Source organism: Pseudomonas sp. PA15(2017) (assembly GCF_001945395.1).
GTDB lineage: Bacteria > Pseudomonadota > Gammaproteobacteria > Pseudomonadales > Pseudomonadaceae > Aquipseudomonas.
The window spans coordinates 129,621-149,230 of the sequence record NZ_MSXV01000052.1 but is presented as its reverse complement, the minus strand read 5'-3'; the positions used below and the strand labels follow the sequence as shown (position 1 = coordinate 149,230).

Sequence of the window (19,610 nt, the reverse complement as noted above, 5' to 3'; positions counted from 1 at the left end):
AAGGAGCCCGCGCGCCGCCAGCCGGTGCCGTATCGACACATGCTCGGAAAACTCACTCTCGACGCCATACCCCTGCACGAGCCCATCCTCGTCGTCACCATGATCATGGTCGCGCTCGGCGGCCTGGGCCTGTTCACCGCGCTGACCTACTTCAGGAAGTGGGGCTGGCTGTGGCGCGAATGGCTGACCTCGGTCGACCACAAGAAAATCGGCGTGATGTACGTGATCGTCGCCCTGATCATGCTGCTGCGTGGCTTCGCCGACGCCATCATGATGCGCACCCAGCTGGCCGTGGCCACCGGCGGCGCCGAGGGTTACCTGCCGCCCCATCACTACGACCAGATCTTCACCGCCCACGGCGTGATCATGATCTTCTTCGTCGCCACGCCCCTGGTGGTCGGGCTGATGAACATCGTCACGCCGCTGCAGATCGGTGCCCGCGACGTGGCCTTTCCGCTGCTCAACTCACTGAGCTTCTGGCTGTTCGTCGGCGGCGTGCTGCTGACCAACATCTCGCTGTTCGTCGGCGAGTTCGCCATGACAGGTTGGGTCGCCTATCCGCCGTTGTCGGGCATCGAGTACAGCCCCGGCGTCGGCGTCGACTACTTCATCTGGAGCCTGCAGCTCTCGGGGCTCGGCACGCTGCTCACCGGGGTCAACTTCCTGGTCACCATCCTCAAGATGCGCGCGCCGGGCATGGGCCTGTTCCAAATGCCGATCTTCACCTGGACCATCCTGTGCACCAGCGTGATCATCTGCGCGGCGTTCCCGATCCTCACCGTGGCCCTGGCGATGCTGACGCTGGACCGCTACCTGGATTTCCACCTGTTCACCAACACCGCTGGCGGCAGCCCGATGATGTACGTCAACCTGGTGTGGGCCTGGGGCCATCCCGAGGTGTACCTGCTGATATTGCCGGCCTTCGGGGTGTTCTCCGAAGTCACCGCCACCTTCGCCCGCAAGCGTCTGTTCGGCTATCACTCGATGGTCTGGGCCACCGTGGCGATCACCCTGTTGTCGTTCGTGGTGTGGCTGCACCACTTCTTCACCATGGGCTCGGGGGCGAGCGTCAACGCCTTCTTCGGCATCATGACCATGATCATCGCGGTACCCACCGGGGTGAAGATCTTCACCTGGCTGTTCACCATGTACCGTGGCCGCCTGGAGTTCACCACGCCGGTGCTGTGGACCCTGGGCTTCATCATCACCTTTTCCATCGGCGGCATGACCGGCGTACTGCTGGCCGTGCCCGGCGCGGACTTCCTGCTGCACAACAGCCTGTTCCTGGTCGCCCACTTCCATAACGTGATCATCGGCGGCGCGGTGTTCGGCTACATGGCGGGCATCACCTACTGGTTCCCGAAAGTGTTCGGTTTCCGGCTGCACGAAGGCTGGGGCAAGGCATCGTTCTGGTTCTGGATCGTCGGTTTCTACCTGGCCTTCATGCCGCTCTACATCCTCGGTTTCATGGGCATGACCCGGCGCCTGAACACCACCACCAATCCCGAGTGGGAACCGTACCTGTACGTGGCCGTGGTTGGCGCCGTGCTGATCGGTTTGGGCATTCTGTGCACGCTGATCCAGATCGCCGTGTCGATCCTCAAACGCAAGGAACTGGCCGACCACACCGGCGATCCGTGGGATGCCCGCACCCTGGAATGGTCGACCTCGTCGCCACCGCCGTTCTACAACTTTGCGATCACGCCGCGTGGCGACCGCATCGACGAATTCCACGAGCAGAAGCGCGAGGGCCGCCAACCCGCGCCGAGCAAATTTCGCCCCATCCATATGCCACGCAATACCGGCATTGGCCTGATCGCCTCGGCGTTCATGACCCTGATGTGCTTCTCCCTGATCTGGCACATCTGGTGGCTGGCGGGCGTGACCTTCATCGCCAGCATCGCCTGCTTCATCGTGCGCAGCTACGACGAGGACACCGACTACTACGTGCAGCCGGAGGAAATTGCGCGGATCGAGGCGGCGGGAAAGGGCTGACGGACTACTGCCGGTGTTTCAACTGCACCTGAGCTGCAGTTTGGCTGAGGCAAAAAAGAGCGGCACCTTCAGTCCCGCTCTTTGTTCGGCATTCAGCGAATTTCATGGATCAGAAATCGACCGTCGCGCTGACCGAAAGCGTGCGTGGCTCGCCGAGCGTCAGGTAGTTGGAGCCCGGATAGCCACCTGTGGATGCCCAGTAGTCGCGGCGCGTGACGTTGTCCAGGCACGCTCGCAAATTCACGTCGCGCTCGTCGAGCTTGAAGCCATAACGTGCGCCGATATGCCTGTCATTTCCGCTGACGCATTATCGTGCGGGCCTGCTCCATGCGCTGCTAGCGCTGCCCGAAAACTCGGCGGAACGCGCGGCGCCGGATGGTCTCGCTAGCGCGTGGCCGCTCGGCGGCTGTTCCAGGTTGATATCGACACGCTGAAGGGGCTACGAGTCATGCGAACCCGAGTAGTTAAAAGTGCTGCTGGGGCCACTTTGTTTCACGGGATCTATGTGTCGGCTGCTGCTCGCAACAGGTGGCCGGTGTGCTTCACGTGACCTGGATGTGTGCCCGTCCCTCGAACTCTCCGGCTTGGCATGTTGCCAACGAATGTTCTTCTTGCATTCATTGTGCGCTTGCGACAACACTGATCCAAAATCAGGCATAACGACGATGTGAGTCGAGGGGAAATAGCGATGAATGCGCGGATCGAGAAGAAAGCCAACCCCGGAGAGGAGGATCGCTCAGCCATTCTACGTCCCTTGCGCGCTTACAACATTGCGCAGGCTGGTGATCCAAAGCCAGAAGCAATCGCCTTGTTGGTCCGTGACGAAAACAGCAACGAGGTGATTGGAGGACTTTATGGCGAAATATTTTATCGATGGTTATTCATCGAGTTACTAGCCATTCCGGCTAAAGCGCGAGGTCAGGGGACCGGGTCGCAATTGATGAAAATGGTTGAAGAAGTGGCTCGCGAGAAAGGTTGCACGGGTATTTGGCTCGACACCTTTAGTTTTCAAGCACCCGCTTTTTACGAGAAACATGGCTACAGCCAATTCGGCGAGCTGGATATTTATCCCGCAGAGCACAAACGCCTGTTTTTCCAGAAGCGTTTGCAGTAAAGCTTGCTGGCATGCGTTACCCAAGTAGCTGATTACCCCTGCGCAAGCTGAAATAGCAATTGGCCAAGGCAAAAGGAGCGGGACGTTTAGTCCCGCTCCTTTGTACGGCAATCAGCGAATTTCGTGGATCAGAAATCGACTGTCGCGCTGACCGAAAGCGTACGTGGCTCGCCGAGCGTCAGGTAGTTGGAGCCCGGATAGCCACCCGTGGATGCCCAGTAGTCGCGGCCCGTGACGTTGTCCAGGCGCGCTCGCAAAGTCACGTCGCGCTCGTCGAGCTTGAAGCCATAACGTGCGCCGATATCCAGCCGGGTCCACGATGGAATCTCGAGACTGTTGGCGTTGTTGGTGTACTGGCTGTCGGTGTAAATCACGCGGCTACTGAGCGACAGGCCGTTGAAGCCCGGTACGTCCCACTCACCCCCGATATTGGCCTGGATTTTTGGCACGCCGATCGGCTCATTGCCGTCGTTTGCTCCATCCTGGGTCTTGGTCAGCTCTGCATCCAGCAGCGTCAGGCCGCCCAACAGGCGGACGCCTTGAGCGGGTTCGCCGAATACCGAGAGTTCGATGCCGCGGTTACGTTGCTCGCCACCATCCTTGAAGATTTGGTTCTCGACGATGCCGACCGGTTTTTCGGTCTGGAATACTGCGATACTGCCGCCCACGAAGCCGCCGTCGTATTTCACGCCGAGCTCGGTTTGTTTTGCGACGTAGGGGGCCAGAGCTTGGCCGGCGTTGAGGATCGGTGCAGATGTTCCGTCGGGCAAGGTAGTGGTTGAGCCCGCGGTATCGCCTGCGGTCAAACCTTCGATGTAGTTACCGTAAACCGACACTTGCTCGTTGAGCTGGTACACAACTCCCGCGACAGGCGTAGTTTCGTACTCTTTGTACTTCGAGGTTCGATTACCGCTGTTGTAGTCGTACGCAGTTACGTCCAATCCTTGACGACGAGCCCCCAGGGTAACCAGCAACTGGTTGTCGAAGAAGCCAAGTGTGTCGGCAATCGCCAGGCTTTGCGTATGTGTACGGCCAGTGATGTGAGGGTCAGACATCGAACCGTTGAAGGAATTATTGTCTGGCTTTGCCCCGTCATAGGGATTGTAGAGATTGCCAGCTATGGGGCTGCTGAAGTTGCCTTGCCAGGCGTTCTTATCCTTGGTGTCGTACATGGCGCCCGAGACCACCCATTCATGGGACACCGGCCCGGTCTGCAGATTGAAACGCATACCCACCTCTCCGGTGGTGACAGTTTCCTCACGGTAATTGTCGAAGCGAGAGGCAGTTGTGACGCCGGCGGCATCCGACGACGGGTTGGCTAGCACGTTCTTTTCCTCACCCTTGCGCATACCTGCCGCTGCCCAAGTGGTGACGGCGTCAGACAGGTCATACTCCGCACGCAATGTGCCGAATGTCTGTTTCTCTTTCGAGTAAGTCCAAGGTTGTCCGTAGTTGTCTTTGGCGTCCGGGGCGCTGGGAATACCGCCGGTGGGTGTGACGCTCGGCAGCGGTCTGTCGATGAAGTGATATTGGTGGCCAATATCGGCAGACAGACGCAGGCGATCGCCCTGGTAATCGAACCCCAGGGCAAACATGTCCAGGGTGCGATTCTGATCTTTTACCGACGTCTCGCCATCGCGTTTGGCCATGTTCAAACGCACGCCAAAGCGGTCTTCCTCGCCGAAGCGTCGAGCGATATCTGCGCTGGCGGTGCCGAAGCCATTTGTCTCAGCGCCGACGGTCAGCCGGGTGAGAGGATCGTTTGGTGCTCGCTTGGGCAGGATGTTGATTGCGCCACCGATGCCCGTTCCGCCGGGCGCTGCGCCGTTGAGAAAGGCATTGGCGCCTCGGAAGACCTCGACACGCTCGATGAACTCGGAGGCCACGTACTGGCGCGGCAACAGACCGTATAAGCCGTTGTAGGCGATATCATCGGAGTAGAGCGGGAAGCCTCGTACGACGTAAAGCTCCTGGAAGTTGCCGAACCCTCGAGCGATCCGCACGGATGGATCGTTCTGCAGGATGTCCGCAACGCTGTGTGCCTGCTGATCTTGAATCAGCTGATTGGTATAGGAAGTGGAGGTGAACGGGGTCTCCATGTAGTCCTTGTTACCAAGAATGCCCACTCGGCCACCCCGCGCGACCTGCCCACCCTCGAATTCAGGCACCAGACCTTCGCGTGACGCATCGGCACTGGCGGAGATTGCTGTTTCCTCCAGCTCGAGCGATGCTCCCGCATTGTCGACTTCAGCTGACTGCGCTTCCTGTGGCGAGATATCCAGTGAGGTTTGCGCATAGACAGCCGCAGAGGAAAAACCGGCTGCGAGGCACACGGGCAGCCACAGGGAGGTCAGCGCGGTCTTGTTTGGCGTACGAGGGTTAGACATGAGCAATCCTGCTGATCGCATGATCGAAGGTAGTAGGGTGGGTAAAGATAGAGGTGTGGAGAATAATAATCTATATCATTCGTCGGCTTTGTAGGCGCAGCGGTTAGGGCGTTCTTAACCACCATCGCTGCTCGGCCTGAAGGCCGCATGGCCTCTGGCACTCCAACAGCTCCTTCACTTCAGAAATTCAAGAAGATGCCCCACCACGAAGTCGGGCGCCTCTTCGGGAATGTAGTGCCCGCATGGGGCAATCACGCCCGTCACGTTATCGGCCACTTGCCTCATCATGCTTTCCATCATGCCGCCCAGTGCCGCCTCGCCGCCCATGGCCAGTACCGGCATCTCTAGGCGCTTGCGCGCATGCATGTGGTTCTGCGCCATGCTGTCGAACAGCGCCCGGTAATAGCTGGCTGCCGCTCGCCAGGCGCCTGGCGCGGAATAACAGCGGACGTATTCGGCCAGCGCCTGGGGTTCGAGCCAGTCGCTGTTGGCGCTCTTGGCATGGAAGAGCCAACTGAGAAAAGCGTGTTCGCGGCCGCTGATCAGTGCCTCGGGCAGGTCCGCCTGGGCGAGGAAAAAGAAGTGCCAGTTCTTGCTGATGCGTTCTGGCTCGAAGGCGTATATCTGCGCTGGCGCGAGGCCGGGCACGGTGGCGTCCAGCAGAGCTAGGCGGCGAACCTGCTGTGAGAATAGGCTGGTGTAGGCATAGCCGATCCATACGCCCACGTCGTGGCCCACGAAATCGAAGCGCTCCCAGCCCAGGGCCTGGGTCAATTCATGCAGGCGCCTGGCCACGCTATCGGTTTCGTAGCCGCCGTAGGGTTTGTCCGAGTCGCCGAGGCCGGGCGGGTCCACGGCAACCACCGTGTAATGCTTGGCGAGCGCCAGCATGGTCTTGCGCCAGGCGTACCAGGTCTGCGGCCAGCCGGGTACCAGCAGTATCGGTGTGCCTCGCCCGCCGATCACGTAATGCAGGCGCTCGCCCGCAGCGCCTTGCATACGGTGTTCGAAGATCGAAGCGAAGGCGGCTTCGTCATGAGTCGTGTCGTTCATCGCCAATTCCTCGGGTGTTGTGTGCCTATCCTAGGGCGCGGCGATCAACAGAAAATCGGCAGTGGCGTAACATCACTCATAACGCTGAGTGATGAATGGGCGAGAGTGATGGATCTGGATCTCAAGACGCTGGGTATCTTCGTCGAGGTGGCCGAGCGCAAGAGCTTTGTACGGGCGGCCGAGGCGCTGGGCATTACCCAGGCCGGGGTGAGCAATGCCATCAAGCGCCTGGAAGCCCAGGTGGATACGGCCTTGCTGGTGCGCACCACGCGCAGCGTCAACCTGACGCTCGATGGCGAGGCGTTCTTCCATCGTTGCCGGCAGGTGCTCGCCGATCTCAACGACGCCAGGTTGGTGCTGTGCCGGGCCGGACGGCAGCCGACGGGAACTCTGCGACTCAGTCTGCCGGTGTCCTTCGGACGCAACCGGGTGGTGCCGCTGCTGGGCGCGTTTCAGGCACGTTATCCACAAGTCGATCTGGCCGTCTCGATCACCGATCGCTACGTCAATCTGGTGGACGAGGGCATGGACGTGGCCATTCGCTTCGGCCCGCTGGAAGACTCCAGCCTGATCGCCCGGCCACTGCTTCAGGTGCGTCGGCGCGTGGTGGGCGCACCCGCCTATTTCGCCAGGCACGGTGTGCCCGAATCGCCTGAAGACCTGACACGGCACAACTGCCTGGCACTGACCTATCACGAAACCGGGCGCTCACGTGTCTGGGCTTTTCAGGAGGCGGACGAGCCGCGCGCTTCTCAGCCCAGAGGCTCGTTGACCTTCAACGATGGCTTGGCCCTGCATACCGCGGTGTTGGCAGGCTTCGGCCTGGGGCAGATTCACGACTATCACGTGAAACGGGAAATAGACGCCGGCCAGTTGGTGCCGGTTCTCGATGCCTGGGAGCCAGCCGCGGATGTGATTTACATCGTCTATCCGCAGTCTCGGCACCTGTCGCCGAGGGTTCGTGCTTTCGTCGATTTCATGGTCGAGGCGCTGGCCAGTGGAGGTGAGTTGTCGGGCAGCTGACTTGCCAGCCAGCCCGAGTGCAGTCGCGGCAGCTATGCTTGTGGCACTATTCTCTGCCGTCCCGGCGCCGCCGCGAACCCAGACATCCACGTGAAATCTTTCCGCTCCATCCTCGCGCTGTTTTGCCTGCTGCTCGGCGCCTTCGCCCGAGCCGAGCCCTATCAGATCGTCACCGAGGAGTGGGCGCCCTACAACTACCAGCAGGGCGACCAACTGACCGGCATGGCCACGGATATCGTGCGGGCGATCATGACCCTGACCGGCGACGGCTTCGACATCGTGGTGGTGCCGAGCATGCGCGCCACCCACGTGCTGATGAATCGCCCCAAGACCATCATGTATTCGATGTTCCGCACGCCCGAGCGCGAGTCGCTGTACAAGTGGGTGGGGCCCATCGCCGAGGAGTCGATCTACCCCTACCAGCTGGCCGGGACGCCGCCGATGGGCTCTCTCGAACAGTTGCGCCAGGCGCCGCAGATCACCACCCGGCATGCCGGGATCGTTCCACAGGTGCTCGAAGCCCAGGGTTTCGCCAATCTGGACAAGAATGCCAACAGCAGCGAACAGCTCTACCGCATGCTGCTGGCCGGGCGCACGGGAATCATCGTCGGCGACACCGACGCGGGCGTGGCCTATTACAGTGCCCAGCTGGGTATCGCCCCCGGCACGCTGCGCCGGGTGCCGGTCGCGCTGTATCGCTCGGCGTTGTACATCGCCTTCAGCAAGGACAGCGACGATGCCCTGGTTGCTGCCTGGGCCAATGCGCTCGAGCAGCTGCGCCTGAGCGGTGAGCTGGCGCGCATTCAGCAGCGTTACTGGCGGCCTGTGACGTATGATCCCGCCCACTGAGGCGAGCCTGGCCGGGGGCGCCACATCGATATAACCGGAACTGCGCCCCATCCGGCGCACTCTGTATCCGCGCTGCCCGTTTCCTGGCCAAGTGGCAGCGGCTTGTACCCCCGAACGTCGTCGGCACTGGATATGAATGCGGACCCCATGGAACAACGAGCGTTTCTGATCGGCGGCGGCGAGACCGGTGCCCTGATCCGTGATCACGACTGGACGGCATCACCGCTGGGCGCCCCGGCGGCATGGCCGCGCTCCCTGTGCAGTGCACTGGAACTGATGCTCGACTCCCCGGAAAGCATGTACCTGGTCTGGGGGCCGGAGCTGATCTTCTTCTACAACGATGCCTACCGGCCGATTCTCGGGCCGCGTTTGCCATATGCCCTCGGGCAGCCGCTGGCGGTGCTGTGGGCCGATGCCTGGGAGGCGGTTCGCGTGCCCCTCGAGGAGGCTCTCCACGGGCAGGCGGTACGCTTCGTCGATATGCCCATCGAGATGGCGCGACGTGGCGAACCCGAGCAGACCTGGTGGAGTTATTCGTTCTCGCCGTTGCGTGACGATGCCGGGCAGATCGCCGGCGTACTGTGCTTTACCCGGGAAACCACCCAGCACGTCAAGGCCTCCCAGGCACTGCGCGACAGCGAACAGCGCCTGGATGCGCTGATCCGTTCGTCCTCCGAGGTGCGCTTTCATATCAGCGCCGACTGGACACAGCTGCACGAGCTCAATGGCGGCAACTTCATCCCCGATACGCAGAGCACCAACAGCAGTTGGCTGGACGATTACATTCCGGCCGAAGCTCGGGACATGGTCAGCGCGGAGATCGCTCGGGCCATCGAAACGGGCACTTACCACATCGAGCATCCGGTCAATCGTGTGGATGGCACCACCGGCTGGGCCCACGTGCGCGCGGTGCCGATGTTCGATGCCGAAGGCACCGTCACCAGTTGGCTGGGTGCGGCCTCCGACATCAGCGCCCGCAAGGAGGCCGAAGCGGCGCTCAAGGCGCGGGAAGCGCAGCTGCGCGAACTCAACGCGACTCTGGAGCAGCAGGTGGTCGAACGCACCACCAAGCTGCGCCTGTTTCGCGACGTGATCGAGGCCAACGCGGTGCCCATCTGCATCTTCGACACCGAGTGCCGACAAATCGCCTTCAACCAGGCCCACGCCCGCGCCATGCAGGAGCTCTACGGCGTTGCCGTGCAGGGCGGCGAAGTGCTGCCCGATCTGGTCACCTCGGAGCAGGGCCAGGGCCTGCGCACCTACATGCAGCGTGCCTTGCGCGGTGAAACCTTTCGCGTGGCGGCCGAATATGGCCAGCCCAACGGCGAGCGGCGCAGCTACGAGCTCGCCTATACGCCGCTGCACGATGCCGACGACCAGGTGATCGGCGCCTTCCATTTCGCCCACGACATCACCGAGCAGCTTCGCTCACAGCTGGAGCTGGAACGTACTCAGTCAGCCCTGCGCCAGGCGCAGAAGCTCGAGGCGGTCGGCCAGCTCACCGGGGGTGTCGCCCACGACTTCAACAACCTGCTCACGGTTATCAAGTCGTCCAGCGACCTGCTCAAGCGCCCCGGCCTGCCGGAGCAGAAACGGCTGCGCTACATCGAGGCGATTTCCGATACGGTCGACCGTGCTTCGCGGCTGACCGGGCAACTGCTGTCCTTCGCCAGGCGCCAGACCCTGCGCCCGGAAGTGTTCGCGGTGGGCGAAAGCCTGCGCGCGCTGACCGACATGCTGGAAACCCTGAATGGCACGCGCATCGAGCTCGCCTTGCAGATGCCCAGCCAGCCGTGCCACGTCTATGCCGATGCCAACCAGTTCGACACAGCCATCGTCAACATGGCGCTCAACGCCCGCGACTCGCTCAACGGTGCCGGGCGTATCCAGATTCGCGTCAAGCCCTGCACGCAGATTCCGGCAGGCCGCATGGGCGCTGCAGTGAATGGCGATTTCGTCGCCGTGTCCATCACCGATAACGGCACGGGCATCGAGGCGGAGCATCTGGAGGCGATCTTCGAGCCGTTCTTCACCACCAAGGAACTGGGCAAGGGCACCGGCCTGGGTCTGTCCCAGGTATTCGGCTTCGCCAAGCAGTCGGGTGGCGAGATCATGGTCGACAGCGTGGTGGGCGAGGGCACCACGTTCACGCTGTACCTGCCGCGGGTCGCGGCGCGGCCGTCTTCTCGTGCCAGGCTGGCCGAGCCGCAACCGCTGGACGGCGCCCATGGCACCCGGGTGCTGGTCGTCGAGGACAATCCCGACGTCGGCAGCTTCTGCGTCAGCGCGCTGCTCGAACTCGCCTACCAGCCCACGTTGACCACCAGCGCCGAGCAGGCGCTGGCGTGCCTGAGCGATACGGAGCGGCGTTTCGACGTGGTGTTTTCCGATGTGGTGATGCCCGGCATGAACGGTATCGACCTGGCCAAGGCAATCCACCGCAACCATCCTTTGCTGCCGGTGGTGCTCACTTCCGGCTACAGCGAGGTGCTGGCGCAGCAGGGCAGCCACGGCTTCGAGCTTTTGCACAAACCGTATTCGGTGGAGCAGCTGTCGCGCATCCTGGCCGGGGCGATCCAGCGCGCCGTGGCCCGCGACTGAGTTGTTCACGATCCCTCGGCTCGAGGTAACTTGTAGGAGGGGCTTTAGCCCCGAGCGCTTTGTTTGCCTTAATAAAAAGCTCGCGGCTAAAGCGGATCGCCGCCCGGCCCCTCCTACGCAATCGCTGAGTGTCCGCTCCTGCCTCGTAATGGCCTCTTCGATGCCGCGTCGAAAGATCGTGAACAGGCTCTGAGCGACTTCATCGTGCCAGGCGCAAGGTCATGGTGCGTGCCCAATCATCGACCGCAAACCCGTATTTGCCCATTCGATGCCGGCCTCACATGCGGCGAGCGACCCGAAATTTACCCAGCACTTCGCCAGATGCCGGTCGGTCATAGCTGCAGGGCTACCAATCAGGAGTGCGCCGCGATGGCCGTGAGATTGAAGAAACTGCAGGGCAGCGACATACCCGAAGAGCACCGGCACCTGGGCGATGAAGAAATCTTCCAGGTGGTCACTGGCGATGATCAGCAGCACTTCTTCGCCAGTGAGACGGAAGCAGCGGCCAAGGTGGCCCAACTGATCGAACGCGAGCGCGACGGCGACTCCTGATCGCCGTTGGATCTACTGGCGAGTCAGCACCAGTGGTTTGTCCGGGCCGGGGATATGTACCTCGGTGTCGCTGATCACTTCCAGCGGCTCGCCCTGCTGCGGAAATAGCACGGCATCACCCTCGATGTCGCTGAAGGTCATCACCGCGCCGTCGAGGGTATAGCGGGCGGTGCCGGTGAATTCGTAGGTCTTGATACGGGCTTTCTTGGTGATGACCTGGCCGTCGCCGAAGGCGAAGCTGATGGTCATCGGATAGCCGTCCTGCTCGGCCTTGCCGGTATACAGCCCGTGGGGCAGTTGGGTCGGTGTCGGCCTGGTCTTGTAGGTATCGATCACCGCCATCTTCGCCGGGCTTACCGCGGGCGGGTTGCTGCGAAAGGCGTCCATCGATTTACGGTGCTCGTAGGGCACGTAAAGGGTGACGTAAGCCCCCCAGACAATGAGCCCGAGAACCATCAGGCTGAACAGGTGGCCAGAGCCACGCTGTGAATTTTTCATGGTGTCGTTCCTGCGTCGCGGGGCTTGGTCACCGGCCCCTGAAGGACGCCGATTATCGCACCAGTTACGCCGGCCTGCAGCGAGCGTCGCCGAGGGCCTGACGCTGCAGGCCATCGGCGATTTTCCCGGCAGCCTTATTCGCTCTGCAGGGCCGCGCGCTGCTTGCGCACTTCGTCGGCACTGATCGACGCGGCGGCGTTGCCCCAGCTGTTGCGGATGTAGGTCAGCACATCGGCGACGTTTTCGTCCGACAGGTTCCAGGCGAAGGCCGGCATCGCCGGGCCGGTGGGCGCGGCTTCGGTACTCACGGCACGGTTGCCGGCCAATACCACGCGAATCATCGAGGCGGCGTCCCCGGCATTGACCAGCGGCGCATTGGCCAATTTCGGGAACAGCGTGGCGATGCCTTCACCGTTTGGCGTGTGGCAGCCCGAACAGCGGTCGGCGTAGATCGCGCCGCCGGCTTTCATTACCGCGTCAGTGGCGGCCAGCGGCTCGGGCTTGTCGTGCTCGTGGTCGAGGTCCTTGAGGTAAACGGCCACCGCCATCAGGTCGTCATCACGCCAGTGCTGGGTGGAGTGCTCGACCGCTTCGGCCATCGGCCCGGAGGCGATGTCGTAGCGGTTGGCGCCGGTCTTCAGGTACTGAACGATGTCCGCCTCGCTCCAGTCGCCCAGGCCGATATGCGCGGTACCGGTGATGTTGGGCGCCATCCAGCCCTGCAGGTTGCCGCCCTGCAGAAATTCGGCGTTCTTGTCGCCGCCGATCAGGTTTTTCGGCGTGTGGCAGCTGCCACAGTGACCGAGGCCCTGTACCAGGTAGGCGCCACGGTTCCACTGCGCGCTCTTGTCCGCTTCGGGCTTGAATTCGCCTTCGGTGAAGTTGAGCCAGTTCCACACCTGCATGTTCAGGCGCATGCTGAAGGGAAAGGGCAACTGGTTGGTTTCCACCTCGTTGTGTACCGGCTCGATGGTGCGCAGGTAGGCCCACAGGGCCTGGTTATCTTCGCGGGTGACCTTGGTGTACGCGGCGTAGGGCATGGCCGGGTAGAGCTGCTTGCCGTCGCGGCGGTGACCGCGGGCCATGCTGGCCTCGAACTCCTCGAAGTTCCAGCGACCGATGCCGGTTTGCTGATCCGGGGTGATGTTGGCGCCCAGCAGCGTGCCGAACGGCGTATCGATGGCCACGCCACCGGAGAACAGCGGCTTGCCGGGAATGGTGTGGCAGGCCGTGCAGTCACCCAGGGTGGAGATATAGCGGCCTTTCTCCACCAGTTCGTAGGAGTCCTGGCCGCCGACCGCATGGGCGCCGGCGCTGGCGGTGGCCAGCAGCGCGAAGCTGACGCTGAGGAGAGTCTTCATACGTTGATCATCTCCCCGGGGCGCTTGAGGTACTGGGTACGAATCGCGTGGGCGGCCTTGAAGGCCAGCGCGCCGACGGTGCCGGTGGGGTTGTAGCCGGGGTTCTGCGGGAACGCCGAAGCGCCGACCACGAACAGGTTGGGCACACCCCACACCTGCAGGTGCTTGTTCACCGAGCTGGTCGCCGGGTCGGCGCCCATCACGAAGCCGCCGACCACGTGGGACGACTGATAGGAGGTGTTCGACCACGGCCCCTTGCGCGGGCTGGCGAACATCATCTTGGGGTTCAGCGCCTTGGCGATCTCGGCGGTCTTGTCGGTCACGTACTGGGCCATGCGCAGGTCGTTTTCGGTGAAGTCGAAGGTGATGCGCAGCAGCGGCCGGCCGTGGGGGTCCTTGTAGGTCGGGTCGAGCGACAGGTAGTTGGTACGCGCGCTGTAGTTGCTCGCTTCGCAGCCGATGGACATGCTCGCGGCGTAATACTGCGCCGTGGCCTTCTTCCATTCCTTGCCCCACTTGGGCGTGCCGGGCGGTACCGGGCGCGAGTTGATCGGCGCCGCGCCGATGGGCGTCACCCGGGTGCTGCCGCCGCCAACGAAGCCCAGGCCGGCGTGGTCGAAGTTGTCGTTGTTGAATTCGTCGATGCCCATGCCGATGGCGCCACCACCGATGAAGGGGTTGAAGTTCTTGTCATCGAAGAACAACTGCACGTTGTTGGCCGTCTGGTAGGCGTAGTTGCGGCCGGTGGTGCCAGTATTGCTGATCGGGTCGTACGGCTCGCCGATGCCGGAGAGCAGCATCAGACGCACGTTCTCGAAGGTGAAGGCGGCCACCACGACGATGTCGGCCGGCTGCTCCCACCTCTCGCCGTTGGCGTCGACGTAGACGATGCCGGTGGCGCGCTTGCCGGTGCCGTCCTTGGTCACTTCCAGCACCTCGCAGTGGGTGTTGGCGGTGAAGTTGGGCATGCGCACCAGCGCCGGCAGCACGTTGACAATGGCGCTGGCCTTGGAATAGTTGGCGCACCCGTAGTTGGTGCAGAAGCCGCAGAAGGTACACGGCCCCATGGTCACGCCGTACTGGTTGGTATAGCCCTGGGAGGCCAGCGCTGAGGGCACCGGGAACGGTTTGTAGCCCATGTTGCGCGCCGCTTCGGCGAACAGCGTGGGGGCGTAGGTCTGCTTGGTTGGCGGGTTGGGGTATTCCCGCGAGCGCGCGCCCTCGAACGGGTTGCCGCCCTCGATGATTTTCCCGCCGATATTGCCGGCCTTGCCGGAGATGCCCGCCACGCGGTCGAAGGCGTCGTAGTGCGGCTCCATCTCTTCCCAGGTGGTGCCCCAGTCCTGCAGGGTCAGGCCTTCGATGGCCTGGCTGCCGTAGCGCTCGGTGAGATGGCTCTTGAGGCGAAATTCCTCGGGCTGGAAGCGAAAGGTGATGCCGGCCCAGTGGTTGCCGGCGCCGCCGGTGCCGTTGCCGGGGTGGAACGAGCCCCAGGTGCGCATCGGCAACGCGGTTTCGCTGGGCTTGTTGCGCAGCGTGCAGGTGTTCTGCCGGGTGCGCAGCATCAGCTCCTGGCGCGATACGTAGCGCAGCTCGTCGGCCACCGAGGCGATATTGAAGTCGCTCGCCGTGTCACGCCAGGCGCCGCGTTCGAAGCCGACCACGCGCAGGCCTTCGTCGGCCAGTTCCTTGGCGATGATCGAGCCGGCCCAGCCGAGCCCCACCACCACCACGTCGGTTGCAGGAAGTTTCTTGGCCATGCCGCTCATCCTTTTCGATTCCACGCGGAGCTGCCGATGATCGACAGCGGTACCAGATCCAGCTTTTCGTTGTGCCGGTCGATGTAGGGGCGATAGTCGTAACGCGCACCAGGGAAGCCGAGCATCCTCCAGCTCACCATGTCGCGGTTGCCGCCGTAGATCGGGTCGGCGAAGAAGCCTTCCATGGTGTTCTGCAGCACCTGGGTGAAGAGCACCTTGGCTTCGATGTTCTCGAAGGCGATCTCGCCCGACTCCAGGCCCTTGAGCACCTCGTCGCGCTGCGCACCGTCCAGCTCGCTGAAGCGTTTGCCGAACGCCTGCTGGCAATGTTTGCCCAGTTGCTCGAGACCGAGGCGATAGCGCTCGCGGGGCAGTTGCTCGGAGCCCGGCTCGATGTCGGGCACGAACGGGCCCTGCTGATAGAGGCGTTCATAGGTGCCGTAGTGGCCCGCCAGCTGGCGGTCGATGAACACCGCGCAACCGGCCTCCTTGCCACTGGGCGACAATTCGTCCGCCGGGATCAGTTGCTCGACGATGGCCTCGACTTCGCGGGCCTCCTCGGTGGTCAGGAACTGCCAGCCCTTGGCGTCGTAATGCAGCGGGCCGTTATGGTCGAACGGCAGCCACTGCGGCACGCCGCTGACGGTGGCGGCCTGGGCGCTGGCGGCGACGCCGGCTGCCACGGTGGTGGCCGAGGCCTTGAGCAGCGAGCGCCGGCTCAAACCCCGCGGGGCTTCTTTGGACATGGGAACTCCTCGAACGCCGGGCATCCACTGCCCGGCTCAGGCTGTCTGGGGACCACCCGAAGGCGGCATGCGGATGCACGGACATCCACGACCGGTGTCGATTGCTTGGCCGCCTTGAAATAATGGTTTTCGGCCTGACACCATGTCGTCGTGAGCGGTCCCAGAACGCAATTCCGGCTGCCGCAATGCATTGCAACAAACTATTGAGCGGCGTTGTGGAACTTCTCGAAAAGTCCGACAGCGAAGCGGCGCGGGGTGTTCAGGTTTTTTTGGCCAGCTGGTCAGGAAGTGTCTGGGCGGCACAGGGAGATTTGTCGTCTGCTTACAAGGACGGCGCAAGCTGTCTCGGGCTACTGTTAGCGGGCTTTTCTCGCGCTTCAAGTTTCCTCATGCCAAGCCGATCAAATGGTATCTACCCTGGAGTCCTTGCCGTGTTCAACTCTCACCTCAAACAGATCAACAAGCAGCTAGAAGCTCGCTTAGCCATGCAGGAAGAGATAAGGGAGAATCTCGACAAGGAAATGATCATCATCGAGCTGGATGCCGATGGTCGTATCGAACGGGTCAACGAGTTGTTTCAACGCGAGCTTGGCTACCGTGCTGGTGATGTCGAAGGGCAGCCGTTGTCCCAGTTGTTACCGTCGGACCTGGCCCGCGACCCGCACCAGGCCCGCGCCTTGTCCGCGATCAAGGAACGCCGCCATTTCAGTGGTGCGCTGCGTTTGTTCGGCAAGGATGGCCGTCATGTATGGCTGCGTTCGGTGGTGGTGCCCATGAGCGATCACCTGACCGGCAAGCAGCGACTGGTGATCCATTCCAACAACCTGACCCGCACCATCGAGGCTTCCCTGGAGCACGAAAGCCTGGTCAAGGCGCTACTGCGTTCCACGGCGGTGATCGAGTTCAACCTCGATGGTACGGTAATTACCGCCAACGACCTGTTCCTGCGCGGCATGGGCTACAACCTGGCGCAGGTGGTCGGCAAGCACCACCGCATGTTCTGCACCAGCGAGGAGGCCGCGTCGGAAGGCTACCGCCAGTTCTGGGAGCGCCTGCGCCGTGGCGAGTTCGTGGTCGACCGCTTCAAGCGCATCGACAGCGCCGGTCGCGACGTCTGGCTGGAGGCGACCTACAACCCCATCATCGATCTGCACGGCAAACTCTACAAAGTGGTCAAGTTCGCCACTGTCATCACCGAGCAGGTGAATCTGGAGCAAGCCGTCGCCAACGCCGCCAACCTGGCGTACAGCACGTCTCTGCAAACCGATGCCAGCGCCAGCAAGGGCCGTGAGGTCATCCGCGATACCGTCGAGGTGCTGCATCGCCTGGCCAGTGCGATGCAAAGCGCCACCCAGAGTATTCAGGCGTTGGACGAGCAGGGCAGGCTGGTCGAATCCATCGTCACGGCAATCAGCGGGATCGCTGATCAGACCAATCTTCTGGCCCTCAACGCCGCCATCGAAGCGGCCCGCGCCGGTGAGCAGGGCCGCGGCTTTGCCGTGGTGGCCGATGAGGTGCGCCAGCTCGCTTCGCGCACTTCCAAAGCCACCAAGGAAATCGTCGCCGTGGTGCAGCAAAATCAGGCGCTGGCCTCCAGCGCGGTCGACGTGATCACACAAAGCCGCGAGTTGGCCGGGCAGGCACTGACAATGGCCAGCGACTCCGATACGGTGATCCAGGACATTCAGGAAGATGCCAAAGGCGTGGTCGCGGCGGTCAGCCAGTTCTCCAGCCAGGTGGCCACCTGACCTGACGAGTAGCCATTGGCGCTCGTCAGGCCGCGCTCAATCCTCGGCAGGCACCGTCCAGAACAACTGCACGCCATCGTCGCGCCAGGCGATGGTCACGTTGTCGTTCTCGGCTATCTCATCGAGGATGCGCGACCAGTCTTCAGGGCTGTCGCCCTCGGCGCGCAGCAGCACTGCCGAGCGGGAGCGCTGCGCGGCGGGCGCGTTGATGGCGCGGGAAACCCGCGCGCCCAATTGTTCGTAGGAGGTGACGGAGCTGGCATCTTGAGTCATGAGCGATTACTCGGATTGCTGTATGTGCGTACAGTAATCCGGCCAGTGGCCAGCTGTCACTCCCCGTTCGAGGTCCCGTCGCTGCCGGTGATCGCCAGCGAATGCTCCGTGCCATAACAAGGAAAATACAGGCTCACGCTGGTGCCTTCATCCACCCGGCTGGTGATCTTCAACTGGCCGTTCATATCGGTGATGAAGCCCTTGACCATGGTCAGGCCCAGGCCTGTGCTCTTGTCCACCGCCCGGGTGGTATAGAAGGGCGCGAAGATATGCTCCAGCGCTTCCGGCGCGATGCCCGTGCCGGTATCGGTGATGCAGATCGCCACGTAACGACCGGGCTTGAAGTTAGCGTTGTGGTGGGGGAAGTTGCTGCGATCCAGATGGGCATTGAAGGTGCTCAGGGTCAGCTGGCCACCTTGGGCCATGGCGTCCCGGGCATTGGTCACCAGGTTGATGATGGCGCTCTCCAGATGCTGCTTGTTGGCCCTGAGGAAGCTGCTGTCGGTGGCCAGGTTGAGCTGGCAGTCGATCGCCTGGCCGGCCTCGTTGCTGATCAGCGTGCTCATGCCCAGCAGCAACTGGTTGGGGTCGATGCGCTCCAGCGACCGCGGGCGAGTGCGCGCGAACAGCAGCAGGCTCTCGGCCAACTGGGTGACCTGATCGGTCGCCTCGCGGCACAGCGCGTAGCGCGCCTGCAACTGCTCCGAGCCGGCGTCCATGATCTCCCTTTCCATCAGCGACAGGCTCATCGACAGGCTGGTCAGCTGGTTGGTGAACTCATGAACGACGCCACCGCCGACCTTGCCGATCTGCTCCATCTTCTGCGCCTGCACCAGGGCATTCTGCAGATTGTGCTGCGCCTGCTCCTGGGCCGCGTGCTGCCTGAGATCCTGCAGGCTGTTCATAAAGCCGATCATCACGCCATCCATACCGAACAGCGGCACGATATTGGCGAGAATCGGCACCTGACTGCCGTCGCGCCGCTCGACGATCATGCGCAGGTTGGTGATCGGCTTCTTGCTGAGCAGCACCGCCGCCAGCGGCGACTGTTCCAGCGGCACGTGCGCGCCATTCTCGCTGCGCAGGCGATAGGCGCCGGTGTACTTGACCGGCTCCTTGCACAGCTCCGGCGCCTCCCCCCAGATCTCCGCCGCCTTGGGGTTATAAGTGGTCAAGTGCCCCGCCGCGTTGCACAGGTACACACCCACCGGCAGAAACTCGATGAGCTCATGGCCAATCTTGCGCACCAGAGGTGCGTCTTCAGGCAGCCGCAAACCGGCGCTGGGCGGGGTATCTGCCATGGTGGCTCCGTTTGGTTGTAGGGGTAGCGTAGTCGTTTCGCGGGGCGGGTGCGATGGGTGTCTATGTGGGTGAGGATGAGCGGAAATGCAGAACTCAGAAACGACAAGGCCCCGCATTTCTGCGAGGCCTTATGTTGTATGGTGCCGGCACCAGGAGTCGAACCCGGGACCTACTGATTACAAGTCAGTTGCTCTACCAGCTGAGCTATACCGGCATTTGCTGGGGCTCGAGCCGTCAACACTTGCGTCTCTTCTGCACCACTCACAGAAAGCGCGCCCACACAGATCTAGGGACGGGGCACACGAATCCTCCGGGGCGGAATGTGGCAAAGCTGAAGTGATATGTCAA

Annotated in this window: 16 protein-coding genes, 1 tRNA gene and 1 pseudogene; 8 read left to right on the top strand and 10 right to left on the bottom strand. The window is 62.5% G+C overall.

Going from position 1 to position 19,610, the window contains the following annotated elements:
- Positions 1-39 precede the first annotated feature (39 nt).
- A complete protein-coding gene (gene cyoB / locus BVH03_RS18105) occupies positions 40-1,995 on the top strand; it encodes a cytochrome o ubiquinol oxidase subunit I (protein WP_075962461.1) in 1,956 nt (651 codons plus the stop codon).
- Between the two features lie 109 nt (positions 1,996-2,104).
- Here cyoB and BVH03_RS26965 read toward each other — a convergent pair whose 3' ends face one another.
- The gene (locus tag BVH03_RS26965) at positions 2,105-2,239 is read right to left on the bottom strand and encodes a hypothetical protein (protein WP_256574745.1); all 135 of its coding nucleotides are present in this window, start codon (positions 2,237-2,239) and stop codon (positions 2,105-2,107) included.
- 444 nt (positions 2,240-2,683) lie between these two features.
- Between BVH03_RS26965 and BVH03_RS18100 the strand changes: the two genes are divergently transcribed.
- Positions 2,684-3,109: an N-acetyltransferase gene (locus BVH03_RS18100; RefSeq protein WP_075962460.1), complete on the top strand. Its 426-nt coding sequence runs from the start codon at positions 2,684-2,686 to the stop codon at positions 3,107-3,109.
- Positions 3,110-3,237: 128 nt separating this feature from the next.
- Here the strand turns inward: BVH03_RS18100 and BVH03_RS18095 are convergent, their stop codons facing one another.
- Entirely contained in the window at positions 3,238-5,496 is a 2,259-nt protein-coding gene (locus BVH03_RS18095) for a TonB-dependent siderophore receptor (protein ID WP_075962459.1), read from the bottom strand.
- Positions 5,497-5,670: 174 nt separating this feature from the next.
- Positions 5,671-6,549 (bottom strand): alpha/beta fold hydrolase, encoded by an 879-nt coding sequence (locus BVH03_RS18090; protein WP_075962458.1) that lies wholly within the window; start codon positions 6,547-6,549, stop codon positions 5,671-5,673.
- 108 nt (positions 6,550-6,657) lie between these two features.
- Between BVH03_RS18090 and BVH03_RS18085 the strand changes: the two genes are divergently transcribed.
- From BVH03_RS18085 to BVH03_RS18070, 4 genes are all read left to right on the top strand, one after another.
- Positions 6,658-7,572: a LysR family transcriptional regulator gene (locus tag BVH03_RS18085; RefSeq protein WP_075962457.1), complete on the top strand. Its 915-nt coding sequence runs from the start codon at positions 6,658-6,660 to the stop codon at positions 7,570-7,572.
- 90 nt (positions 7,573-7,662) lie between these two features.
- On the top strand, positions 7,663-8,421 hold the full coding sequence (locus tag BVH03_RS18080; RefSeq protein ID WP_075962456.1) for an ABC transporter substrate-binding protein: 759 nt from the start codon (positions 7,663-7,665) through the stop codon (positions 8,419-8,421).
- Positions 8,422-8,568: 147 nt separating this feature from the next.
- Positions 8,569-11,022, top strand: coding sequence for a PAS domain-containing protein (locus BVH03_RS18075; protein WP_075962455.1), 2,454 nt, complete (start codon positions 8,569-8,571; stop codon positions 11,020-11,022).
- A gap of 369 nt (positions 11,023-11,391) precedes the next feature.
- Positions 11,392-11,574, top strand: a complete 183-nt coding sequence (locus tag BVH03_RS18070; RefSeq protein ID WP_075962454.1) for a hypothetical protein — start codon at positions 11,392-11,394, stop codon at positions 11,572-11,574.
- Between the two features lie 12 nt (positions 11,575-11,586).
- Here the strand turns inward: BVH03_RS18070 and BVH03_RS18065 are convergent, their stop codons facing one another.
- From BVH03_RS18065 to BVH03_RS18050, 4 genes are all read right to left on the bottom strand, one after another.
- On the bottom strand, positions 11,587-12,072 hold the full coding sequence (locus tag BVH03_RS18065) for a hypothetical protein (protein WP_075962453.1): 486 nt from the start codon (positions 12,070-12,072) through the stop codon (positions 11,587-11,589).
- A 134-nt stretch (positions 12,073-12,206) separates the two neighbouring features.
- Entirely contained in the window at positions 12,207-13,433 is a 1,227-nt protein-coding gene (locus BVH03_RS18060; protein WP_075962452.1) for a cytochrome c, read from the bottom strand.
- The gene (locus BVH03_RS18055) at positions 13,430-15,193 is read right to left on the bottom strand and encodes a GMC family oxidoreductase (RefSeq protein WP_075962577.1); all 1,764 of its coding nucleotides are present in this window, start codon (positions 15,191-15,193) and stop codon (positions 13,430-13,432) included. The genes BVH03_RS18060 and BVH03_RS18055 overlap by 4 nt, the downstream gene beginning before the upstream one ends.
- Positions 15,194-15,198: 5 nt before the next feature.
- The gene (locus BVH03_RS18050; RefSeq protein ID WP_075962451.1) at positions 15,199-15,939 is read right to left on the bottom strand and encodes a gluconate 2-dehydrogenase subunit 3 family protein; all 741 of its coding nucleotides are present in this window, start codon (positions 15,937-15,939) and stop codon (positions 15,199-15,201) included.
- Positions 15,940-16,061: 122 nt separating this feature from the next.
- Here BVH03_RS18050 and BVH03_RS27280 point away from each other — a divergent pair.
- Both BVH03_RS27280 and BVH03_RS27275 read left to right on the top strand, forming a co-directional pair.
- Positions 16,062-17,147 (top strand): annotated as a pseudogene (locus BVH03_RS27280) (PAS domain-containing protein); the annotation flags it as partial.
- Between the two features lie 129 nt (positions 17,148-17,276).
- Positions 17,277-17,687 (top strand): methyl-accepting chemotaxis protein, encoded by a 411-nt coding sequence (locus BVH03_RS27275; RefSeq protein ID WP_371915375.1) that lies wholly within the window; start codon positions 17,277-17,279, stop codon positions 17,685-17,687.
- A 36-nt stretch (positions 17,688-17,723) separates the two neighbouring features.
- Here the strand turns inward: BVH03_RS27275 and BVH03_RS18040 are convergent, their stop codons facing one another.
- The 3 genes from BVH03_RS18040 to BVH03_RS18030 form a co-directional block, all read right to left on the bottom strand.
- Positions 17,724-17,960, bottom strand: a complete 237-nt coding sequence (locus tag BVH03_RS18040) for a DUF1654 domain-containing protein (protein ID WP_075962449.1) — start codon at positions 17,958-17,960, stop codon at positions 17,724-17,726.
- A 56-nt stretch (positions 17,961-18,016) separates the two neighbouring features.
- The gene (locus BVH03_RS18035) at positions 18,017-19,261 is read right to left on the bottom strand and encodes a nitrogen regulation protein NR(II) (protein ID WP_075962448.1); all 1,245 of its coding nucleotides are present in this window, start codon (positions 19,259-19,261) and stop codon (positions 18,017-18,019) included.
- A gap of 139 nt (positions 19,262-19,400) precedes the next feature.
- Positions 19,401-19,476 (bottom strand) — tRNA-Thr (locus tag BVH03_RS18030).
- Between the last annotated feature and the right edge of the window lie 134 nt (positions 19,477-19,610).

Coding starts and splice junctions, on each gene's coding strand:
- BVH03_RS18060 (WP_075962452.1), bottom strand. CDS start 13,433: ATGAAGACTCTCCTCAGCGTCAGCTTCGCGCTGCTGGCCACCGCCAGC.
- BVH03_RS18065 (WP_075962453.1), bottom strand. CDS start 12,072: ATGAAAAATTCACAGCGTGGCTCTGGCCACCTGTTCAGCCTGATGGTT.
- BVH03_RS27275 (WP_371915375.1), top strand. CDS start 17,277: ATGCAAAGCGCCACCCAGAGTATTCAGGCGTTGGACGAGCAGGGCAGG.
- BVH03_RS18035 (WP_075962448.1), bottom strand. CDS start 19,261: ATGGCAGATACCCCGCCCAGCGCCGGTTTGCGGCTGCCTGAAGACGCA.
- BVH03_RS18095 (WP_075962459.1), bottom strand. CDS start 5,496: ATGTCTAACCCTCGTACGCCAAACAAGACCGCGCTGACCTCCCTGTGG.
- BVH03_RS18075 (WP_075962455.1), top strand. CDS start 8,569: ATGGAACAACGAGCGTTTCTGATCGGCGGCGGCGAGACCGGTGCCCTG.
- BVH03_RS18090 (WP_075962458.1), bottom strand. CDS start 6,549: ATGAACGACACGACTCATGACGAAGCCGCCTTCGCTTCGATCTTCGAA.
- cyoB (WP_075962461.1), top strand. CDS start 40: ATGCTCGGAAAACTCACTCTCGACGCCATACCCCTGCACGAGCCCATC.
- BVH03_RS18055 (WP_075962577.1), bottom strand. CDS start 15,193: ATGGCCAAGAAACTTCCTGCAACCGACGTGGTGGTGGTGGGGCTCGGC.
- BVH03_RS18050 (WP_075962451.1), bottom strand. CDS start 15,939: ATGTCCAAAGAAGCCCCGCGGGGTTTGAGCCGGCGCTCGCTGCTCAAG.
- BVH03_RS18070 (WP_075962454.1), top strand. CDS start 11,392: ATGGCCGTGAGATTGAAGAAACTGCAGGGCAGCGACATACCCGAAGAG.
- BVH03_RS18040 (WP_075962449.1), bottom strand. CDS start 17,960: ATGACTCAAGATGCCAGCTCCGTCACCTCCTACGAACAATTGGGCGCG.
- BVH03_RS18085 (WP_075962457.1), top strand. CDS start 6,658: ATGGATCTGGATCTCAAGACGCTGGGTATCTTCGTCGAGGTGGCCGAG.
- BVH03_RS18100 (WP_075962460.1), top strand. CDS start 2,684: ATGAATGCGCGGATCGAGAAGAAAGCCAACCCCGGAGAGGAGGATCGC.